The 17,827-nt window shown below is 42.6% G+C and carries 19 protein-coding genes; 15 read left to right on the forward strand and 4 right to left on the reverse strand.

From position 1 onward, the window contains the following. Positions 1-14: 14 nt before the first annotated feature. The 3 genes from FD723_RS39660 to FD723_RS39670 all read right to left on the reverse strand — a co-directional run bounded on the left by FD723_RS39660 (position 15) and on the right by FD723_RS39670 (position 1,684). On the reverse strand, positions 15-641 hold the full coding sequence (locus tag FD723_RS39660; protein ID WP_179070612.1) for a class I SAM-dependent methyltransferase: 627 nt from the start codon (positions 639-641) through the stop codon (positions 15-17). 112 nt (positions 642-753) lie between these two features. After that, on the reverse strand, positions 754-1,164 hold the full coding sequence (locus FD723_RS39665) for a heavy metal-responsive transcriptional regulator (RefSeq protein ID WP_179070613.1): 411 nt from the start codon (positions 1,162-1,164) through the stop codon (positions 754-756). A gap of 268 nt (positions 1,165-1,432) precedes the next feature. Continuing rightward, positions 1,433-1,684: a thioredoxin family protein gene (locus FD723_RS39670; RefSeq protein WP_179070614.1), complete on the reverse strand. Its 252-nt coding sequence runs from the start codon at positions 1,682-1,684 to the stop codon at positions 1,433-1,435. Between the two features lie 264 nt (positions 1,685-1,948). On the opposite strand from FD723_RS39670, the gene FD723_RS39675 reads away from it, so the two are divergent. The 15 genes from FD723_RS39675 (at position 1,949) to FD723_RS39745 (ending at position 16,475) form a co-directional block, all read left to right on the forward strand. Then, complete coding sequence (locus FD723_RS39675; RefSeq protein ID WP_179070615.1) at positions 1,949-2,311, forward strand: hypothetical protein; 363 nt, start codon at positions 1,949-1,951, stop codon at positions 2,309-2,311. A gap of 135 nt (positions 2,312-2,446) precedes the next feature. Then, positions 2,447-2,938: a FixH family protein gene (locus FD723_RS39680; protein ID WP_179070616.1), complete on the forward strand. Its 492-nt coding sequence runs from the start codon at positions 2,447-2,449 to the stop codon at positions 2,936-2,938. Between the two features lie 282 nt (positions 2,939-3,220). Beyond that, the gene (locus FD723_RS39685; RefSeq protein WP_179070617.1) at positions 3,221-3,712 is read left to right on the forward strand and encodes a heavy metal-responsive transcriptional regulator; all 492 of its coding nucleotides are present in this window, start codon (positions 3,221-3,223) and stop codon (positions 3,710-3,712) included. Beyond that, positions 3,713-5,500, forward strand: coding sequence for an efflux RND transporter periplasmic adaptor subunit (locus tag FD723_RS39690; RefSeq protein ID WP_179070618.1), 1,788 nt, complete (start codon positions 3,713-3,715; stop codon positions 5,498-5,500). A gap of 17 nt (positions 5,501-5,517) precedes the next feature. Then, positions 5,518-8,685, forward strand: a complete 3,168-nt coding sequence (locus FD723_RS39695) for an efflux RND transporter permease subunit (RefSeq protein ID WP_179070619.1) — start codon at positions 5,518-5,520, stop codon at positions 8,683-8,685. 105 nt (positions 8,686-8,790) lie between these two features. Beyond that, entirely contained in the window at positions 8,791-9,105 is a 315-nt protein-coding gene (locus FD723_RS39700) for a hypothetical protein (protein WP_179070620.1), read from the forward strand. A 267-nt stretch (positions 9,106-9,372) separates the two neighbouring features. Further along, complete coding sequence (locus FD723_RS39705; protein WP_179070621.1) at positions 9,373-10,413, forward strand: F510_1955 family glycosylhydrolase; 1,041 nt, start codon at positions 9,373-9,375, stop codon at positions 10,411-10,413. Positions 10,414-10,866: 453 nt separating this feature from the next. Beyond that, entirely contained in the window at positions 10,867-11,193 is a 327-nt protein-coding gene (locus FD723_RS39710) for a helix-turn-helix transcriptional regulator (protein ID WP_179070622.1), read from the forward strand. A gap of 119 nt (positions 11,194-11,312) precedes the next feature. Further along, positions 11,313-12,374 (forward strand): PstS family phosphate ABC transporter substrate-binding protein, encoded by a 1,062-nt coding sequence (locus FD723_RS39715; protein WP_179070623.1) that lies wholly within the window; start codon positions 11,313-11,315, stop codon positions 12,372-12,374. A 74-nt stretch (positions 12,375-12,448) separates the two neighbouring features. Further along, a complete protein-coding gene (gene arsB / locus FD723_RS39720; protein WP_179070624.1) occupies positions 12,449-13,513 on the forward strand; it encodes an ACR3 family arsenite efflux transporter in 1,065 nt (354 codons plus the stop codon). Between the two features lie 31 nt (positions 13,514-13,544). Continuing rightward, positions 13,545-13,958 carry an arsenate reductase, glutathione/glutaredoxin type gene (gene arsC / locus FD723_RS39725; RefSeq protein WP_179070625.1) on the forward strand — a complete coding sequence of 138 codons (414 nt, stop codon included), beginning with the start codon at positions 13,545-13,547 and terminating at the stop codon, positions 13,956-13,958. A 50-nt stretch (positions 13,959-14,008) separates the two neighbouring features. Then, complete coding sequence (locus FD723_RS39730) at positions 14,009-14,479, forward strand: dual specificity protein phosphatase family protein (protein ID WP_179070626.1); 471 nt, start codon at positions 14,009-14,011, stop codon at positions 14,477-14,479. After that, positions 14,476-15,147 carry an arsenical resistance protein ArsH gene (gene arsH, locus FD723_RS39735; protein WP_179070627.1) on the forward strand — a complete coding sequence of 224 codons (672 nt, stop codon included), beginning with the start codon at positions 14,476-14,478 and terminating at the stop codon, positions 15,145-15,147. Before FD723_RS39730 ends, arsH begins: the two co-directional genes overlap by 4 nt. A 67-nt stretch (positions 15,148-15,214) precedes the next feature. After that, positions 15,215-15,706 (forward strand): hypothetical protein, encoded by a 492-nt coding sequence (locus FD723_RS39740; RefSeq protein ID WP_179070628.1) that lies wholly within the window; start codon positions 15,215-15,217, stop codon positions 15,704-15,706. A 202-nt stretch (positions 15,707-15,908) separates the two neighbouring features. After that, entirely contained in the window at positions 15,909-16,475 is a 567-nt protein-coding gene (locus FD723_RS39745) for a metal-dependent hydrolase (protein ID WP_179070629.1), read from the forward strand. Between the two features lie 426 nt (positions 16,476-16,901). Here the strand turns inward: FD723_RS39745 and FD723_RS39750 are convergent, their stop codons facing one another. Next, the gene (locus tag FD723_RS39750) at positions 16,902-17,825 is read right to left on the reverse strand and encodes a cation diffusion facilitator family transporter (protein WP_179070630.1); all 924 of its coding nucleotides are present in this window, start codon (positions 17,823-17,825) and stop codon (positions 16,902-16,904) included. Positions 17,826-17,827: the final 2 nt, after the last annotated feature.

Consider the following 17,827-nt stretch of genomic DNA (forward strand, 5'->3'; position numbering starts at 1 on the left):
GAAAAACTTTTGATTCAGCAACTAGCTGTTGCTGTTACTACCATCAATTCCCATATCAACCCAAAACGAACCTTAGTAGCACGACAAATATTAAAACCTGCGGATGTAAGTAGGTAATGAAATTCAGCTTGGGAATAACACTGCTTGTACGCTGGATCAAAAACTTTCAGAATAATGTCGCATATTTTACACAATAAATAATCTCTGCACCAATCCAAAATCACTAATTTACCATCAGGCTTCAGAACCCTTTTCATTTCCGTTAATGCAGCATCAGGATCATCAAAATAGTGAAACGAACTAGCAGATATGACCACATCGAAACTGTTACTTGCAAAAGGTAATGCTGAGGCTGGTGCGTTGTAAAACGAGACATTAGGGTAGTTACAACATTTTTGTTTAGCCATGAGTAGCATCTTATCTGAAATGTCTACCCCAACCATCTGTTGCATCGGCCGTTCAGTTAAAATTAGCCGCTCAAATTCTCCTGTTCCACAAGCGATATCCAGCACAACATCTGATGGAGATATCTGTGCCCAGCTTTTGAGAAATGACAAAGTATTAGCAAGGTAATTGCTCCAGCGTTGGTCATATATTGCTGCCAACCGATCATACTGCTTACGAACTTTGGTTTCGGTCATACGGAAACTCTAGATTCTTTCATAAGCAAAAAATACATACTTAAGTACAACGACTTCATAGTAGCGTGTGCGATCGTCAAGGTTTCAGAATTGCTCTAATGTTTTTGAATACTTACTGAATGATGGGACATATCGTATCCTTTCGTTTACCTGTAAAATTATCCCAACCTGAGAGTAAACCTGTTAGTTCATCTCTTAAAGTTAATAGCTCTTCAATCTGGCACTCAATTTCATTTACCTTATCTTCTAGCTTTTGTTTAACTTCACCACAAGGCAGTTTTCCCTCATCATATATATTAAGAATGTCTCCGATCTCTTCAAGACTAAGACCAAGATTTTGCGCCCGTTTAATAAATGCTAAACGGGTAAGCACATCTAACGAAAATTGTCGGAAGCCACCCTCTGTTCTCCCAGAAGAATTGAGTAAACCTAGACTTTCATAATAGCGAATTGTCCTGATAGGAACTCCGCTTAAAGCTGTTACCTGACCAATTAAAAGCGGTTTTTCATCGTGGGTTAACATGCTACACTCCCAAATTTTATTTGTTTTATTATGCTACCCATCATTATCTGGACAATTTGTGTGTTCTAACTCGTGACAAAGTTGAGTGTTACGACAATCAATCCCACCATGAGGATCAACAAAACCATCCATAAAACAGATTTATGGTTCATAAGTTAATGTGCCTTTGAGTTGCATAATTAGGGCGGGCGAGATACCCACCTACAATAGATTTAGTTTTTTGCAAATTGAAGGTCTTTGGACTTATTTACCTTCTGTTTCAACTATTTCAACTCAGGGGCTGACCTACACCAGCAGCTTGGAGTTGCTCTCGACTGGGTTTACCAGTCACAACCAGTTTTCCATTGATGGCGATCGCTGGCACTGCATTCACTCCATAATGCTGGGCTTTTTCCTGCTCTTGTCGCAGGTTATAGACTGATACTTCACAATCAGGGCAAGTCAGTTCTTGCACCAATTGAACTGTCTCATCGCACAAAGGACAGTCAGCCGTAAAAATTTCTATTTGACGTTTTGTCATGATGTCCACCAGGAATTTTCCTTACTCATTCATTCTGAAGTCTCTAGTGGACTAGAGAGTCAACCCTTTTCTACTTTCTAAATTTATTCTTTGACTTCCACTTAACGATGCTTAAGGTGACAGTCCTATCCAGAGATATTGCAATGAAATATTAAGAGAAATTCTTGCCTATATCTACTTGACTCTACAGCCGACTCAAAAGTCTAGCATAATTCTACAGTTACTTCCGTAACAAAAGTTACTAGTTTTTGAGGTGTTATTTCTATGAAAATGTTTATTATCCGCACTGCATCTTTCCTAGCACTTCCCGTAGGTATAGCCTTGCTTAATGTATCTTTGGGTTCCACCGCCTATGGACAGCAAAATGCATCTAACAAACAAGTCTGTGAATCAATTCCTCCAGCCAGACCAACTGGTGGAGCTACTTTGCAAAGAATGCAAGCCCTGCAAGAGTGTTATAAAAACCTTCCGCAAAGCCCAATACAATCCAGCGTCAGAGAAGACAGCGCACAATCCAACACAGGAGGCTGTCAAATACCCCCAGCCAGACCAACTGGGGGGGCGACTATGCTAAGACTCGAAGCCATGCAACAATGCCGTACAGGAGTCAAGGTAATTCGTAATTGATAATGACTCTCTCTACGAAGATTATTGCCCATATTTACTTGACTCTACAGCTGACTTGAGGGTTTAACATGGCTCTAATTTACTTATTTAAGTATTCTCAAACTGATCGTTACCGTCTGTGAGGAAATAAATAGCATGAAATCTTTCAAGTGGCTCTTAATCGTTCTAGGAAGCACGGGAGTAATTTCTTTAGGGGCCTGTAGTAATGGACAACAGGTAAATAATTCAGGTAATAATCCGGCTGTCTCTTCCTCAAAAACCACGACAGGCGGCCAGGTGATTGAACCTACTACCCAAACGGGAGAAGCTCGCATGACTCTAAATACGGAAGCGACACCCCTCAAAACTGGAAAAAGTACTCTAATGCTGAATGTTACAGATGCCAAGACTGGTAAGCCTTTAGCTGTCAAAAATGTAGCGGTTGAAATGGTTATGTCTGAGCAAGAAATGAAGGCAATGGGGATGCAAGGAGTAGGAACTGCAAAAACACAAGTCAAGTCAGCATCTTCACCCGGTATGTTTGAAATTCAAAGCAGTCTACCTTATGGTGGTAACTGGCAACTAAAGGTAAACCTTAAAGATATCCAGCCGACTGCCAGCGCTGTCTTTAATGTACCCGTTAAGTAGTTGAGCTAAAGTTTCTAAAAGTCCATATTTGTAGAAACTATTAGGTATAAGTTTTTGACTCTTCTATCGCCCTACTAAAATTCCGTCTCGATAGGTTCAAGGCACATTTATAAGTAAAATCTGGCTTTAAGCCTACTATCGTAGTTAACACGTATAACAATTCGTCAGCAGTACAAAATTTTGTTAGATAACTTTACATAAATTCTGACTCTGGGGCTTGACTCTACAGTTGACTATAGACTCTAAGGTTGGAGCAATACATAGTGGTAGAAATAAAAAACTATGGTTGCTGTAGTGGAACAAGCTTGTTGTGAAGCATTATCCCCAAAAAAACTGCTGAAAATTGGTGAGCTAGCAAAGCAAACCGATGTTGCAGTGGGAACAATTCGGTATTACGAAAGCTTAGGATTGCTAACACCAGTTGAAAGAAGTGAAAATGGCTACCGTTATTACGATGGCGAAGCAATCAAGCGACTGCAATTCATCAAAAAAGCTCAATCTTTACAGTTTTCCCTCAGTGAAATTCAACAAATAGTTGGTGTTCGCTCTCACGGTAGCCCTGCTTGCCCACTGGTTAGAGGCTTACTGAAAAAGAAAATAGCTGATCTTGAGGAGCAGATTTATCGCATGAAGGCGCTGAAGGATGAGCTAGAAGCATATCAAGAAAGCTGGTTAAGCCGACCCTTGGACGACCCATGCAGCAAAGAGCTTTGTAGCATGATTGAGGAAGTTGCTTGTCGGGATATACCTGTTCATAACCTGCGAGGAGAGTAAATGTCTGGAATTACTGGCGAGGATAAAAACTCTCGCATCAAAGCAGAAAACGAACAAACTCCTCTTTCTGACCTTTCCCCCGTTGAGGCAGAAACACCCGATCAAGTCAGTAATCATGACAATGCTAACTTGCTTGAAATTAAGCCGATCAAAAAGTCGGTTTTATCCGTCAAAACGGGTATTATACTTGCAGTTTTTGTAGCACTAATCGGTACCATCTCAATATTAACCAAGCAGTTCAAACCTTCTTCTTCTATGGCTGGGATGGAAGATATGAAAGGGATGTCGATGGAAGACATGATGCGGGTAGACGGCTCTTCTAATCCCACCCCGGTCAAGGTCGAGTCCATCCAGCCTGGTTTGATGGAGGCAAGTGTGCGTTATACTGGGACAGTGCGTCCTTACCTGGAAGTGACTGTATATCCACGAGTGGGTGGGCAGTTGACTGAATACTCTGCCTACCCAGGAAGTAAGGTAAAAGCAGGACAAGTGCTGGCCCGACTAACTGCGACGGAACTTTCTGATGAGGTAGAGGAAGCAACAACGGAAATGCAGGCTGCCAAAGCTGACGAACAAGCTAGCAGAAAAGAACTAGATGAGCAACGTCAAGAAATACAGCGAATGGCAGCCGAGTCTACTTATTTGGAGACAAGAGTAGAGCGAACCGAGCAGGTTTTATTAAATTCCGGGGCGATCGCCCGCAATGATTTTGATAGACAAAAAAGTGAGGCAACATCAGCCAAGGCGGGTTTAGGTGCTGCAAAAGTTAAATTAGAACGGATGCAAGCCCAGATAGTTAAAGCCCAAGCTCAGGTAGCACAGGCTAAAGTAAAAATTCAGCGTCTCAAAGTCATTGAGAGTTACAAAGTTATTACATCCCCAATTACAGGCATTGTGCAGGAACGGATGGCAGATCCTGGTGTAGTGGTACAACCTGGTATCGGGATTCTCAAAATTGGAGAATATAGCAAAGTTCGCCTTCAAGCAAATGTTGCCCAGCAAAATTTAACAGGTGTAGAAATTGGTTCGCCAATTGTGGCGCGGATAATTGGCAACGCCACTAAAACCATCAAAGGTAGGGTGACAAGCATTTTTCCCAAAGCTGGGGAGGACACTCGTACAGTTACAGTTGAGGCAGTCGTAGACAATCTTGGTGGGCAGATTTTGGCAGGACAGGCTGTGGAGATGCAAATTATTACAGCCCATAAGCCAAACGCTCTGTCGGTTGACCAAGCAGCACTGACTGAATCTGAAGGTAAGCAAGCTGTATGGGTCTTAGCAGATAAATCAGCTAAACGTAAATTTGTCACTACAGGTTTAACAAACGGCGATCGCGTAGAGGTAACTAGCGGTTTGCAACCCGGCGATTTGGTTATTACTTCCGGACAGGAAAGACTAATTGAAAATGCATCGGTGGCAGGTGTTAATGATTCTGGTCAACCAGTTGCTTCCTTAAGTAGCACTAGTAGCACTGTACAGGGCAACACCCAAATAAAGTTAGTCAGCCCGCAAGGTAAAGCGGTATCTGGTGATAATCAACTGGTTCTAGAAGTCCAAGATTCTAAGACCAAGAAGCCTGTACAAGTTGAGGGTTTAGAAGTTAGTGTCGCCATGCCAATGAAGAATTCCTCTCCCATGTCTACTGATGTGGAAGTAAAACCTGATACTAAATCAGGTCGTTTTAAAGTCAATACCTATTTGGGTATGAGTGGAAAGTGGGAAGTAACTGCCAAAGTCAAAGACAAATCACGAATTGGCAACAGTTCTTTTACGTTAGATAATCGCTAGGTTCAGGAGCTTTCCAGATGAAAATCGGTTCAATTCCGCGCTGGTCGATCCAGAACCCAGTGATTTTGTTAGCCTTATATGTCGGTATTCTTGCCTTAGCTGTCTTAGCACTGTTCCAACTACCAGTGCGGATGATGCCTTATCTCCAAAGTCCTCTAGTAGCTATTGTGACGATGGCTCCTAGTTCACCTCCCCAAGAAGTGGAGACTTACATCAGCAAACCAATTGAACAGCGGATGACGGTGCTAGACGGTGTGCGCTTTGTCCGCTCTAGTTCCCAGCAGGATATGTCACTGGTGACAGTGCAGTTTGCTTGGGGTCAAGATATGCAGCGATCGCTTGGGGCCGTACAAAGTGTGATGAAATCGGCGGAAGGAGATATACCTATTGATGGCTTTGATACACGCTCTTATTGGGTTCTGCCCATTGATCCTCTTAACCGTCCAGTTCTGACTTTAGCTTTGCGGGGGGAAAGCTGGGATTCAGTACGTCTACGGGATTTTGCGGACAATATCTTAGTTGATCGGCTTAAACAAGTACCTGATGTTCAGGCTGTATCTATTTTTGGTGGATACCGACGACAACTGCAAATAATCGTAGACCGAGAAAAGTTAGCAGCCTACGGTCTTTCAATTGTGCAGGTGCGGGATGCAATCGACCGTAACAATGTTTCCAAGGGTGCTGGAGTATTAACCAAAGGCGATCGCGAAATTTTGGTACGTAGCGATGAACGCGCTTTGGGTAGTCAGACTGTCCTAGATTATCCTATTTTCAATCAAGGCGATCGCATTGTTTATGTCCGAGATGTAGCTACAGTCAAAGATACCTATGAAGAACGGCGTAGTGGCTATCGCTACAACGGTGAAGCAGCATTAGGAATCAATATTATCCAAAAGCCGGATGCTAGTTCTCCCCAAGTGATTGAGCGCATCCGTATCGAACTCAAGCGTATCCAAACTCAGTATCCTGGCGTTGAATTTAAAGAAGCCTACGACAACTCCCATTTGGTGGAGATCATCAAAGAAGGCACGATTGCAGAGCTACTCATCAGTGTAGCTCTGGCAGGGCTGGTGATTCTGGTTTTTCTAGAAGATTTTCGGGCAACGGCAATGGTACTCATCTCCATTCCCACCTCATTGGCAATGTCGATTCTGCCGTTTGTGCCGATGGGAATGTCCTTGAATTCTTCGACTCTGATTGGCGTACTGTTAGCGATTGGGCGGCTAGTAGATGACTCGATTGTGGTGATTGAATCAGTCGAGCGCAAGCTGAAACAGGGTAGAAAGCCTTTCCACGCAGCGATTGAAGGAACACAGGAAGTATTTTTGGCGATCGCCGCAGCTACTGCGGTGATGGTTGCGGCATTGGCTCCGATGACTTTTGCTGGCGGACTAACAGGAATAATGTTTGTCGGTATTGTCTGGCCAATTATCTATGCTCTGTTAGCTTCCTTGATTGTGTCGCTGACTTTGACACCCCTGATGGCAGCCTACTTCTTAAAACCTCACTCCGAGCATAATGAACACAAGCAAACCTTGCTCCCAAGGCTCCTTACTCCATTTCGTAAGGGTTTTGAGTGGTTGGAAAGAAGCTATGCATCTCTGCTGGATTTAGCATTAAAAAATCGGGGGCTGGTTTTAGCTGTGGCGATCGCTTTCATCTACTTGGGCTACAGTTTGTACCCTTTTGTAGGTCAAGAGATGATGCCTTTGGCGGACTCTGGTCAATTTATGGTGACTGTGGAAGCTCTTGCTGGGACATCTTTCGCCAAGACTGATGCGATCGCCCAAAACTTTGAGCAGATTCTCCAAAAGCAGCCGGAAGTAGAGAAAGTCTCTTCAGAAGTAGGGTTTGAACTAACCAATAACAGCACTTATTTCAGTGGTTATAGCATGGGTGGGGTAAACAGCGCGTCAATGATTGTTAGTCTCAAAGACAGAGGCGAAAGAACCCGCGATATCTGGCAAGTGATTGATGCTGTGGAAGTTCTTGCTCGTCGTACCATTCCTGGTATCCGGCGAATTGCCATGCAACCAATGGGGGTAGATGTCATGGCTACCTCCGCGGCCCCCGTGCAACTGGCAATCTATGGAGAGGACTTGGATATTTTACACCGCCTCGCCGACCAAGTTTTAAGCATTGCCGAGAAAACTCCTGGATTGAAAATGGCTCACACTAGCTCGACAATGACTCAACCTGAATATCAACTAAAAGTTGATCGCCGTCGCGCGATGGAACTGGGACTTAATGTTGCAGAAGTGACTGAACAGGCTCGTTACGCCTTGCAGGGGGGATATACTCAACAGTACTATAATTTACCTAATCGTAGACTGAACTCCATCTTAGTGCGCTACGGACAGAAAGACCGAGGAAACGCTGAAGACTTAGCTGCAACTTACCTCACAACAAAAGACGGAAAACAAGTGCCTCTCAATACAGTTGTTACTCTTGAGAGTCGCAAGGGGCCTAGCCTAATTGAACATGTCAATGGTCGTCGGGTAGTCTACGTCAATGGATTTTATCGTAAGCACGCTCCAGCCTCGATGGATCTATCAATGGCAGTGGCAATGCAAGCTGGTGCTGAACTTAATTTTCCCCCTGGATACGGCCTGGACTCAATGGGTGATATGACTGACATGATGATTGAGTTCGCTCGGTTGCTTAGAGGGCTTGTGCTTTCCCTAGTACTGATTTATCTCATCTTAGTAGTTCAGTTTGGCTCATTCATCCAGCCCCTTAATATGATGCTGTCAATTCCCTTAGAACTAGCGGGGGTATTTGGAGCTTTATTGTTAGCTGGGCAGACATTTTCGACAGTTTCTATTTTAGGGATTATCATTCTGTCAGGAATTGATGTGGCTGGAGCAATCTTGCTGATTGATTTAATTTTGACAAAGCGCAAGCAGAAAATTCCTAGAGATGTCGCTATTCGAGAAGCAGCCCCCATCAGACTCAAGCCGATTTTGATGACAGTAATTATTACTTTAGTAGTGATTATTCGACTTGCATTTTTCCCTGATACTGGAATGGATGCATACTCACCAATCGCTACAGTCATTCTGGGAGGATTAAGCATTTCCACTCTCCTCACTCTCATTGTCATTCCGGTTATGCATTCCGTAGTAGATGATGGAACTCAGTTATTTTCCCGTATTTTCAAGAAGCAGTACATAAGGAAACATTAAGTAAATTTTTGAATTTATTACTTGACTCTCTACCTAACTGAAGGGTTTAGAATGACTTTAGTTTCAAGAAAATCTACTAGCTTAACAAAATAATGGAGAGTAAAAATGAACATTAATACAGGCGTTAAGATACTATTAAGCGGAGCCGTAGCTAGTTTTGCATTACTTACGTTAACCACTACTGCTTCGTTTGCAAACACTGTCAAAGAAACTCCGAATACGAATCAATTAGTTAACGCTATAAACAAAGCAAAATTAACTCAAATACCAACAAATCAAAGAACAGCACCAACGAATCAAACACCACAGCAGCCAAACCAAACAGGATGTAAGTGTTGCCAAGCAATGATGAATAATATGCCGGGAATGATGAATAATATGCCAGGAATGATGAACAACCAAAACATTCCATCAAGATAGAGCTTGATAAATTTCTTGGCGAGAACAAATTTGAACTTGACATATCAGACAAAATTACGAATGTTTAGAGAAGTCTCGCCAAGAAATGCTAGTGAATTCATGGCTAAGAAAGCCATCTTATGCTTGAACTAAGGAACTTAAGGTAAACCAGGATAACTATCGAATTCGTTCCTTTTATCCAAAAGCTCAAATCGCGCTTACTTTTGCATTTCATCATAAGTCAACAGCTTTACTACAGCATAAAACTTACTCAGGAGAAACACAATTATGAGTCAGCCTGACTCAAAAGACCACAACATGATGAAATGGATGGGAATTGCTATGGTGGCTTGCTGCGCCGTGCCCATAGCATTTTCCCTCTTTTTAGGCGGAGGCTTGGGGGTGTGGTTCGGTCGTTCTATCCAGCCACCTACTAGCAATCAGTCAAGCAACCAGCCACTCTCTGCCAACGAATCAACTAATCAATCTCAACCAAAGGCTGTAAATGTTTCCCTAGAGAAAGTGGGCAATTGGCAAGCAAATAATCACGTTCATGGTTTGACCGTGAATCGAAATAATCCCAATATTATTTATGTTGCAAGTCATAATGGACTCTTGCAACGTTCTGAAACTGGGGAATGGTTTTGGATGGGAAAAGAGCGAGCTGATTATATGGGCTTTACTGCCGATCCAATTAACAGCGATCGCTTTTATTCCAGTGGACATCCGCACACAGGAGGTAATCTAGGATTCCAGATCAGTGAGAATCAAGGGCAAGATTGGAAACAGATTTCCATGCCTGGAGTAGATTTTCATGCAATAGCGATCGCACCCAGTAACCCCAACGTTTTTTATGGATGGCCCGCTTCTGGAGCGCAAGGGCTGCATACTTCTACTGATGGTGGCAAAACTTGGATTAAACCTCGCATGAATGGATTAGGCGATGCTCCTTTTGACCTTGCAGTTGACCCGCGAAATCCTGAGCATTTGTTTGCAACTACCCGTTCGGGAATGTATGAAAGCAGCAACAGTGGCAATGACTGGACGTTAGTAGCTAATACACAGGAAGCTCCTGTTGCCAGTCTAGCTCTGCAAAAAGAAGATAACAATCTTATAATGTATGGCTATCGCTTTCTCAAGTCAGCGCCGGGTGTTTATCGCAGCAGTGATGGTGGTAAAACGTGGGAGAAACTTTGGACGGAAACTAATGGTGTAGTTGTAAAATTTGCGATCGCCCCTAGTAATCCCCAAATATTTTATACGGTAAATGATAACAATGCTGTCTTTCAATCCCAAGATAGCGGCAAGACATGGAAAGAACTGAAATAAATTTGAAGACTATCTACATAGCTATAATAACTTGAAATACTAATCGCTCAAATCTGCAATCAAGGCATTTTGAACGTTAGAGTTATCATTCTTGGCAACTTTTGGTGATCTTGGTTGGGGTAAGGCAGAAGGCATCAGAACTTATATATCTTCCAAAAGTGAATGCTCCCAAACACGCGCAATTTTGGGTAGACCGAGTACTAGGTACTTGTTTAATATGAATGTTTATGTCCTTATTCAGACATCCTATAAGTATTATTCTCAAATGAAACACCTAGTCTAATACATCAATTTTTATTGATATATTAGGCTAGGTGTTTGATTAAGTTCTGTCCTTTTTTGTTCACATCTTTAAAAACTTTATACGAAGAAACTCTCTTTGCTGCTCAAGAACCATAAAGTCTAAGTTTATTTTATTATGGTCAGTAGAAAATTATATTTTAAAAAATCTTGATGGTTTCTTCCTATACCCCCTCTTCCGAAGTCATTATTGCTGGTTTTCATGCCCTTTCCGAGCCATTACGAGTCAGGGTATTAGAACTGCTGCGCTCTCAAGAACTATGCGTGTGTGACCTGTGCGACCACCTGGGAACCACTCAGTCTAAACTGTCTTTTCACCTCAAAACCCTGAAAGAAGCTGGCTTAGTTCGCGCTCGTCAAGAAGGGCGCTGGATTTACTACAGCCTCAATCTGCCGCAGTTTGTTGCCCTAGAACAGTATCTAGCAGAATTTCGCCGCTTTAGCCCAATATTGCCTATTCGTCCCCCCTGCGAGACTTAAAAATCCATCAATTTTTTTTGTAATGTTTTGTTTCCTTATAGTTCTCAACGGATTGACAAATCAATTTTTTTTGAAATGATAGAAATATACTCTTGATATAACTCACAGGGGTGGGGTCAATGAACACAGCACCAAAGGAATTGGCTCTCGCGCTCGGAATGTTGGCTTTGACGACCAGTTGCACAGTAGCATCCAACACATCTACTCAAACTCAGCAGTCACAGAAGGTGACAGAGGTAAGAGATTCTGGTAATGCAACAGCAACAATTAAAATTGATGGTTCCAGCACGGTCTATCCCATTACACAGGCAATCGCTAAAGACTATCGAGCTGGCCCAAAGAATCGGGTGCAGGTTGCAGTTAACATTTCCGGTACTACTGGCGGATTTGAAAAATTTTGTGCCGGAGAGACAGATATTAGCAACGCTTCCCGACCGATTTTGAAGGCGGAGATGGAAACTTGCAAGAAAAATGGTGTGGCGTATATGGAGTTTCCTATTGCTTTTGATGCTCTTACTGTCGCCGTTAATCCGCAAAACGATTGGGCAAAAGACATCACAGTAGCAGAATTGAAAAAAATTTGGGAACCGGAGGCTCAAGGGAAAATTACCCGATGGAACCAAGTACGTGCATCTTGGCCAGATCGCCCAATGAATTTGTATGGTGCAGGTAAAAAGTCTGGTACTTTTGACTACTTTACAGAAGCGACTGTAGGTAAAACTAGAGCCAGCCGTAATGACTACACAGCTTCTGAAGATGATGAGATATTGGTGAATGACATAATCAAAGACCCAAATGCTCTAGGTTATTTTGGTTATTCGTATTATGAAAAACACCAAAATAAGTTAAAAGCGTTGGCAATTGACAACGGCAGAGGTGCAGTACTGCCATCGCGTCAAACTGTGGAGAAAGTCCAGTATCAGCCCCTGGCTCGACCTTTGTTTATCTACGTTAATTTTCGAGATAAGCAAGACAAAGGATTAGTGAACAAATTTGTAGAATTTTACATTGATAAAGCACCAGTAACAGCCAGCGCTGTAGGCTATATACCTTTACCAGATGAGAGCAAACGTCTCAATTACGTTCACTTGTATCAAGGAAAAATAGGAACAGTATTTGGAGGAAAAGCAGAGATGAACCTAACAATTGGAGAGTTATTACGGAAGGAAGGACAGTTCTAGGTATGGAGAACCCATCCAAACCAACCAACTTGTTCATGATGAAACTTTAGAATGCAAGCTGTGTGAACCCTGTAATGAACAAAAAGACTTCAAAACGCCTTTCCTTTCTTGACCGATTCTTGACCTTGTGGATTTTTCTAGCAATGGCTGTTGGAGTCTGCTTGGGATATTTTTTTCCTGGAGTTGAAGGGTTTATTAATCAGTTTCAGGTGGGAACGACCAATATACCGATCGCCATCGGGTTAATCCTGATGATGTATCCACCCTTAGCTAAAGTGCGATACGAGGAGTTAGGGGATGTATTTCGCAACGGGAAAATTCTCGGTATATCACTAATTCAGAATTGGATCATCGGGCCAATTCTGATGTTTGCTCTGGCGACTACCTTTTTACGTGGCTACCCAGAATACATGACGGGATTAATTTTGATTGGATTAGCCCGCTGTATTGCAATGGTAGTTGTATGGAGTGACTTAGCAAGAGGCAATACGGAGTACACAGCTGGATTGGTTGCTTTCAACAGCATTTTTCAGGTCATATTCTACAGTCCTTATGCGTGGTTCTTTATCAGTGTGCTGCCGCCGCTGTTCGGGTTGCAAGGCAGTGTCGTCAACGTGAGTATTGCCGAGATAGCAAGCAGTGTGTTTATCTATCTTGGTATTCCCTTTTTAGCTGGATTTTTCACTCGTTACTTCTTAGTAAAGGTAAAAAGTAAGCCCTGGTATCACGAGGAATTTGTTCCCAAAATTAGTCCCATCACATTGATTGCTCTGCTATTTACAATCGTGGTCATGTTCAGCTTAAAAGGAAATTTGATTGTTCAAATTCCCTTAGATGTGGTTAAGATTGCAATTCCAATGATTATTTACTTCGTCGTCATGTTTTTGGTCAGCTTTTACATGGCGTGGCGGATTAAGACAGACTATTCTAGAGCCGCAAGTGTAGCCTTTACAGCCGCCGGAAATAATTTTGAACTTGCGATCGCAGTGGCGATCGCAGTGTTTGGCATTAATTCGGGTGTTGCCTTTGCCGCCGTCGTCGGGCCTCTTGTCGAAGTGCCTGTATTGATTGGTCTTGTTAATGTTGCTTTTTGGTTTGAAAAACGTTATTTTTCGCCATCTGAATCGAGAACATTTTAAATTTAGTCAAATTATTCGGAGGAGTTGAACCATGAAACGTGTGATGTTTGTTTGCAAAAAGAATTCTGCGCGTTCTCAAATGGCGGAAGGCTTTGCTAAAACCCTTGGGAAGGGAAAAATTGAAGTGATTAGCTCTGGGTTAGAAGCAAGTCAGGTTAGACCAGAAGCGATCGCAACCATGAAAGAAATTGGTATCGACATTACCGATCAACACTCCAAACCCCTGAGTGATTTCCAAGCACAAGACTTTGATGTAGTGATTTCTTTGTGTGGTTGTGGGGTGAATTTGCCGTCTGAATGGGTTGTGCGGGAAGTGTTTGAAGACTGGCAGTTAGACGATCCAGCAGAACAACCAGAAATTTTTCCTAGAGTCCGCGATGAGATTAAAGAACGGGTGACTCAATTGATTGAGTCTGTGAATCAAGAATTTACAAATACTCGATAAATATTGCAACGTCAAATTGTAGTACTGGAATTAAACTAAGGCTCAAACCAATGGAGCAACAAACAATTCAACCAATTTCAGAGAACCTGTGGTGGGTGATTCCTGGGAAACTGGCAGGTGTTCGGAAGCCAATGGCACAGGAGTTGACAGAGTTAAGAGCTACTGGTGTAGGTGCGATCGTCTCCGTTATGGATGACTCCTCTAACTTAGATTTGTATCAAAAAGCAAACATTCCTCATCTCTGGTTGCCAATCAAAGGTGGCACTGCACCCAGCCTAGAGCAGCTTCAAGAATTACAAAACTTCATTGACTCTCAAAAAGACATTGGTAACGCTGTTGCAGTTCATTGCACCAGTGGAAGGCGACGAACGGGAACAATACTGGCTTCTTACCTGATTTACACTGGCTCATCTTATAACGATGCAATAGAGAAAATCCAACACGCAAATCCTGATGTTGAATTGCGAGAAGCCCAAAGTACCTTTTTGCGAGAGTTAGAGGAGAATAAGCAATTACCATGACGACATTTGACCATCCCCCCAGAATTTTGTTTTTGTATGGCTCCCTGCGTGAACGTTCCTATAGCCGCCTCTTGGCAGAGGAAGCAGCACGCATCATTGAAGAATTTGGTGCAGAGGTAAAGTTTTTCGATCCCCGTGAACTGCCGATTTATGGCAGTGTAGCTGACAGCCACCCAAAGGTGCAGGAGTTGCGCCAATTAAGCTTGTGGTCAGAAGGCCAAGTCTGGTCTAGCCCAGAACTGCACGGTCAGATTTCTGGCATTATGAAAAACCAAATTGACTGGATTCCACTCAGTATCGGAGCCGTTCGCCCGACTCAGGGGAGAACTTTGGCTGTGATGCAAGTCAGTGGGGGATCTCAGTCTTTTAATGCCGTTAACACATTAAGAATTCTTGGGCGCTGGATGCGGATGTTCACTATTCCCAATCAATCTTCAGTGGCTAAAGCATACGAGGAGTTTAATGAAGACAATACTATGAAGGATTCGCCCTACCGCGATCGCGTCGTGGATGTCATGGAAGAACTTTATAAATTCACATTGCTGTTGCGTGAACAGGTTGATTATCTCACAGACCGCTATAGCGAACGTAAGGAAAAAGCTGCTAAAGAGCTAATTAAAATAGCAAATGAATCTCTTGAAGGGAATTTAACTAGACCTTTGCTCTGAAGAGACGGAGTTTTGTGCTTCTTGTTTTCACTAATAACTTGATTATCTTAAATGGAGATTGATACTCATGCAAAGCCCGCCAGCAGCACACAGATATCGCTCACCCTGGACTTTGGCGCTAGCAATCACGTTTATCGTGGAAGGGCTTTTTTTAATCGCTTTCTTTGGGCAAGTCATAACGTTGACTTGCAACCGAATTATTCCTTCAATCCAGAGTAATTGTCAGTTGGTAGAAACCAACTTACTTCAGTCAAATGTTACGAGATTTCCAGCGAATAAATTACAAGGAGCTAAGGTTGGCAAGATTAGTATGGATAATGGCGAAAGCGATCAAATCCTACTTTTGACTTCAAAAGGCGAAGTTTCTTTCTCTCGTTCCTACAGCCCTTTCTATGTACCGACTCAGGCAATAGTTTCTGAAATCAATGCTTTTGTGAACTATCCAAACCAAAACTCTTTGAAAGTTCAGGAAGATGATCGTTGGTTTTACTATCCTTTAGGGTGTATTGCGCTCATTTTAGGCTTCCTCATATTCTTGCAAGATTTAAACATGACATAGACAATAGTTAATAAGTGGAAAGCAGGAATTCTGAATTATAAGAAAGACAATTGCAATTCATAGGAGAGTACCAAAAACAATCGCAAGGAAGCAAATGTTGCAGTTTCTTGGTATCGAGTATACGAATGGGAGCGTTTCTGCTAAGTTACATTTGTAGCTTCTGATAGTACAGTTCTAATAAGCTTTACAGAAAACTGCTCAAATGAAAACCCCTTCTCACTTTCTCATGACAGCGGCTCTAGATCAAGCTTTACCGCGAGTACCAATTGTTAAAAGTGCCTTTTTACTTGGCTCTGTGGCTCCTGATATACCCCTTTGGATTCTGTCTATCAGTGGAATTGTTTACTATCACTTCATTTTGGGTTGGAGTCTAGCAAAAACCCTTCATTTACTGTTTGACCAACTGTACTTTTATAACCTAGCTTGGATAGCATTCCATAATTTACTACATAGTCCCGTGTTGCTTCTGCTTGGCTTGGGACTGGTCTGGCGACGTAGGCAAAACATTGGATCACGCGAACGCTGGTTATTCTGGTTTCTATTAGCGTGTTTATTCCATACTGTTTTAGACATATTCACTCATGCCAATGATGGGCCACTGTTGTTCTTTCCGTTGGAGTGGAGTATTCGTTTCCATAGCCCAATTAGCTACTGGGACTGGCGCTATCATGGACGAGAATTTGCTCAATTTGAACTGGTTCTAGATGCTGTACTGCTGGTCTATCTTCTGGGTTCGTGTCTTTTCTCAAAACACTCCAAACTATCTTAAATTGACGCTCTACCCGGCTATCAACTGAGAGATTCACAACGAGGTGACAGAGCTACTTTATCACTTTAATATTTTAATACTTTAAGTATTTTTTATTTTTTTGGTTCTTCATTACATATTATGCTAAATCTTTGAAAAACCCATTAAACTCTTGCTATGCAAAAAAAATGAACATTATTTCCTAGCATTTTAGGAGTTTGGTAATGATTTGGGCTTTTGACCTTTATTTTTAAGCCTAGTTTTGATGTTTAACTAATAAGTAATAGGATAGAAATATTTACAAATGAGTTCTTAGACTGGATAAGGGTTTCAGGTCAAAATTTGTGTAATTAATTTTGTCTTACTACTTAATTTGGCATAACAGGTACTGAAGAACCATCTTTTTTTCAGTAGCATTACTCTGATCAATCTTAGTACCATTGTTTTCTAAACCACATTATCTGGAGCAAGAGTACACGGATACCTCGGATCGCCAGTCTCGATCTGAAGCGTAGCGTGTTCAATGCCAAAATGGTCGTGAAGCTCTTGAAAAACCTGTACTAAAAAAGCATCGCCTGGATGTCCGGCAGGCATAATTAAGTGAGCAGTCAGTGCAGTCTCGGTAGTACTCATTGCCCAGATGTGCAAGTCATGGACACCAACTACCCCAGGACGCTCGGTCAGATAAGTCTGGACAGCCTTTGGCTCAATTCCCTCTGGCACAGCATCTAATGCTAGATTCACAGAGTCTTTCAACAGTTGCCAGGTTCCAACTACGACGACGACAACGATAATTAAACTCACAACTGGGTCAAACCATAACCAGCCAGTGAAAACAATGGCGATGCCAGCTAATACAACCCCCAACGAAACTCCAGCATCAGCCGCCATGTGCAGAAACGCTCCTCGAATATTTAAGTCTTGCTGGCGACCGGACAGAAACATCAAGGCAGTAACTGTGTTGATGATAATTCCTACTACAGCAACGCCGATGACTGTACTTCCCGATACTGAGCTAGGTTCGCTAAAGCGACGAACTGCTTCCCAAGCGATCGCACCCATCGCTAGCAGAAGAACAAGTGCGTTGACGAGAGCCGCTAAAATTGAGGAACGACGCAATCCGTAGGTATGCCGTCGGGTTGGGGGTCGTCGGGTGAGAACACTTGCTCCCCAAGCTAATAGTAGTCCCAATACATCACTCAAATTGTGACCAGCATCGGCAACCAAAGCAAGCGAGTTTGCTCGGTAGCCATAGACTGCTTCGACAATCACAAATCCGATATTGAGGGCAGTACCAATTGCGAAAGCGCGGTTGTAGTTGTCCTGTCCGTGTTCGTGTGCCTGATGCTTGTGGCTGTGGTCGTGTACCATTG

It is taken from the genome of Nostoc sp. C052, from assembly GCF_013393905.1.
Taxonomy (GTDB): Bacteria; Cyanobacteriota; Cyanobacteriia; order Cyanobacteriales; family Nostocaceae; genus Nostoc.

Excerpts from the sequence above, each read along its gene's own strand:
- FD723_RS39660 (WP_179070612.1), bottom strand. The coding sequence starts at position 641 with ATGACCGAAACCAAAGTTCGTAAGCAGTATGATCGGTTGGCAGCAATA.
- FD723_RS39665 (WP_179070613.1), bottom strand. The coding sequence starts at position 1,164 with ATGTTAACCCACGATGAAAAACCGCTTTTAATTGGTCAGGTAACAGCT.
- FD723_RS39670 (WP_179070614.1), bottom strand. The coding sequence starts at position 1,684 with ATGACAAAACGTCAAATAGAAATTTTTACGGCTGACTGTCCTTTGTGC.
- FD723_RS39675 (WP_179070615.1), top strand. The coding sequence starts at position 1,949 with ATGAAAATGTTTATTATCCGCACTGCATCTTTCCTAGCACTTCCCGTA.
- FD723_RS39680 (WP_179070616.1), top strand. The coding sequence starts at position 2,447 with ATGAAATCTTTCAAGTGGCTCTTAATCGTTCTAGGAAGCACGGGAGTA.
- FD723_RS39685 (WP_179070617.1), top strand. The coding sequence starts at position 3,221 with ATGGTTGCTGTAGTGGAACAAGCTTGTTGTGAAGCATTATCCCCAAAA.
- FD723_RS39690 (WP_179070618.1), top strand. The coding sequence starts at position 3,713 with ATGTCTGGAATTACTGGCGAGGATAAAAACTCTCGCATCAAAGCAGAA.
- FD723_RS39695 (WP_179070619.1), top strand. The coding sequence starts at position 5,518 with ATGAAAATCGGTTCAATTCCGCGCTGGTCGATCCAGAACCCAGTGATT.
- FD723_RS39700 (WP_179070620.1), top strand. The coding sequence starts at position 8,791 with ATGAACATTAATACAGGCGTTAAGATACTATTAAGCGGAGCCGTAGCT.
- FD723_RS39705 (WP_179070621.1), top strand. The coding sequence starts at position 9,373 with ATGAGTCAGCCTGACTCAAAAGACCACAACATGATGAAATGGATGGGA.
- FD723_RS39710 (WP_179070622.1), top strand. The coding sequence starts at position 10,867 with ATGGTTTCTTCCTATACCCCCTCTTCCGAAGTCATTATTGCTGGTTTT.
- FD723_RS39715 (WP_179070623.1), top strand. The coding sequence starts at position 11,313 with ATGAACACAGCACCAAAGGAATTGGCTCTCGCGCTCGGAATGTTGGCT.
- arsB (WP_179070624.1), top strand. The coding sequence starts at position 12,449 with ATGAACAAAAAGACTTCAAAACGCCTTTCCTTTCTTGACCGATTCTTG.
- arsC (WP_179070625.1), top strand. The coding sequence starts at position 13,545 with ATGAAACGTGTGATGTTTGTTTGCAAAAAGAATTCTGCGCGTTCTCAA.
- FD723_RS39730 (WP_179070626.1), top strand. The coding sequence starts at position 14,009 with ATGGAGCAACAAACAATTCAACCAATTTCAGAGAACCTGTGGTGGGTG.
- arsH (WP_179070627.1), top strand. The coding sequence starts at position 14,476 with ATGACGACATTTGACCATCCCCCCAGAATTTTGTTTTTGTATGGCTCC.
- FD723_RS39740 (WP_179070628.1), top strand. The coding sequence starts at position 15,215 with ATGCAAAGCCCGCCAGCAGCACACAGATATCGCTCACCCTGGACTTTG.
- FD723_RS39745 (WP_179070629.1), top strand. The coding sequence starts at position 15,909 with ATGAAAACCCCTTCTCACTTTCTCATGACAGCGGCTCTAGATCAAGCT.
- FD723_RS39750 (WP_179070630.1), bottom strand. The coding sequence starts at position 17,825 with ATGGTACACGACCACAGCCACAAGCATCAGGCACACGAACACGGACAG.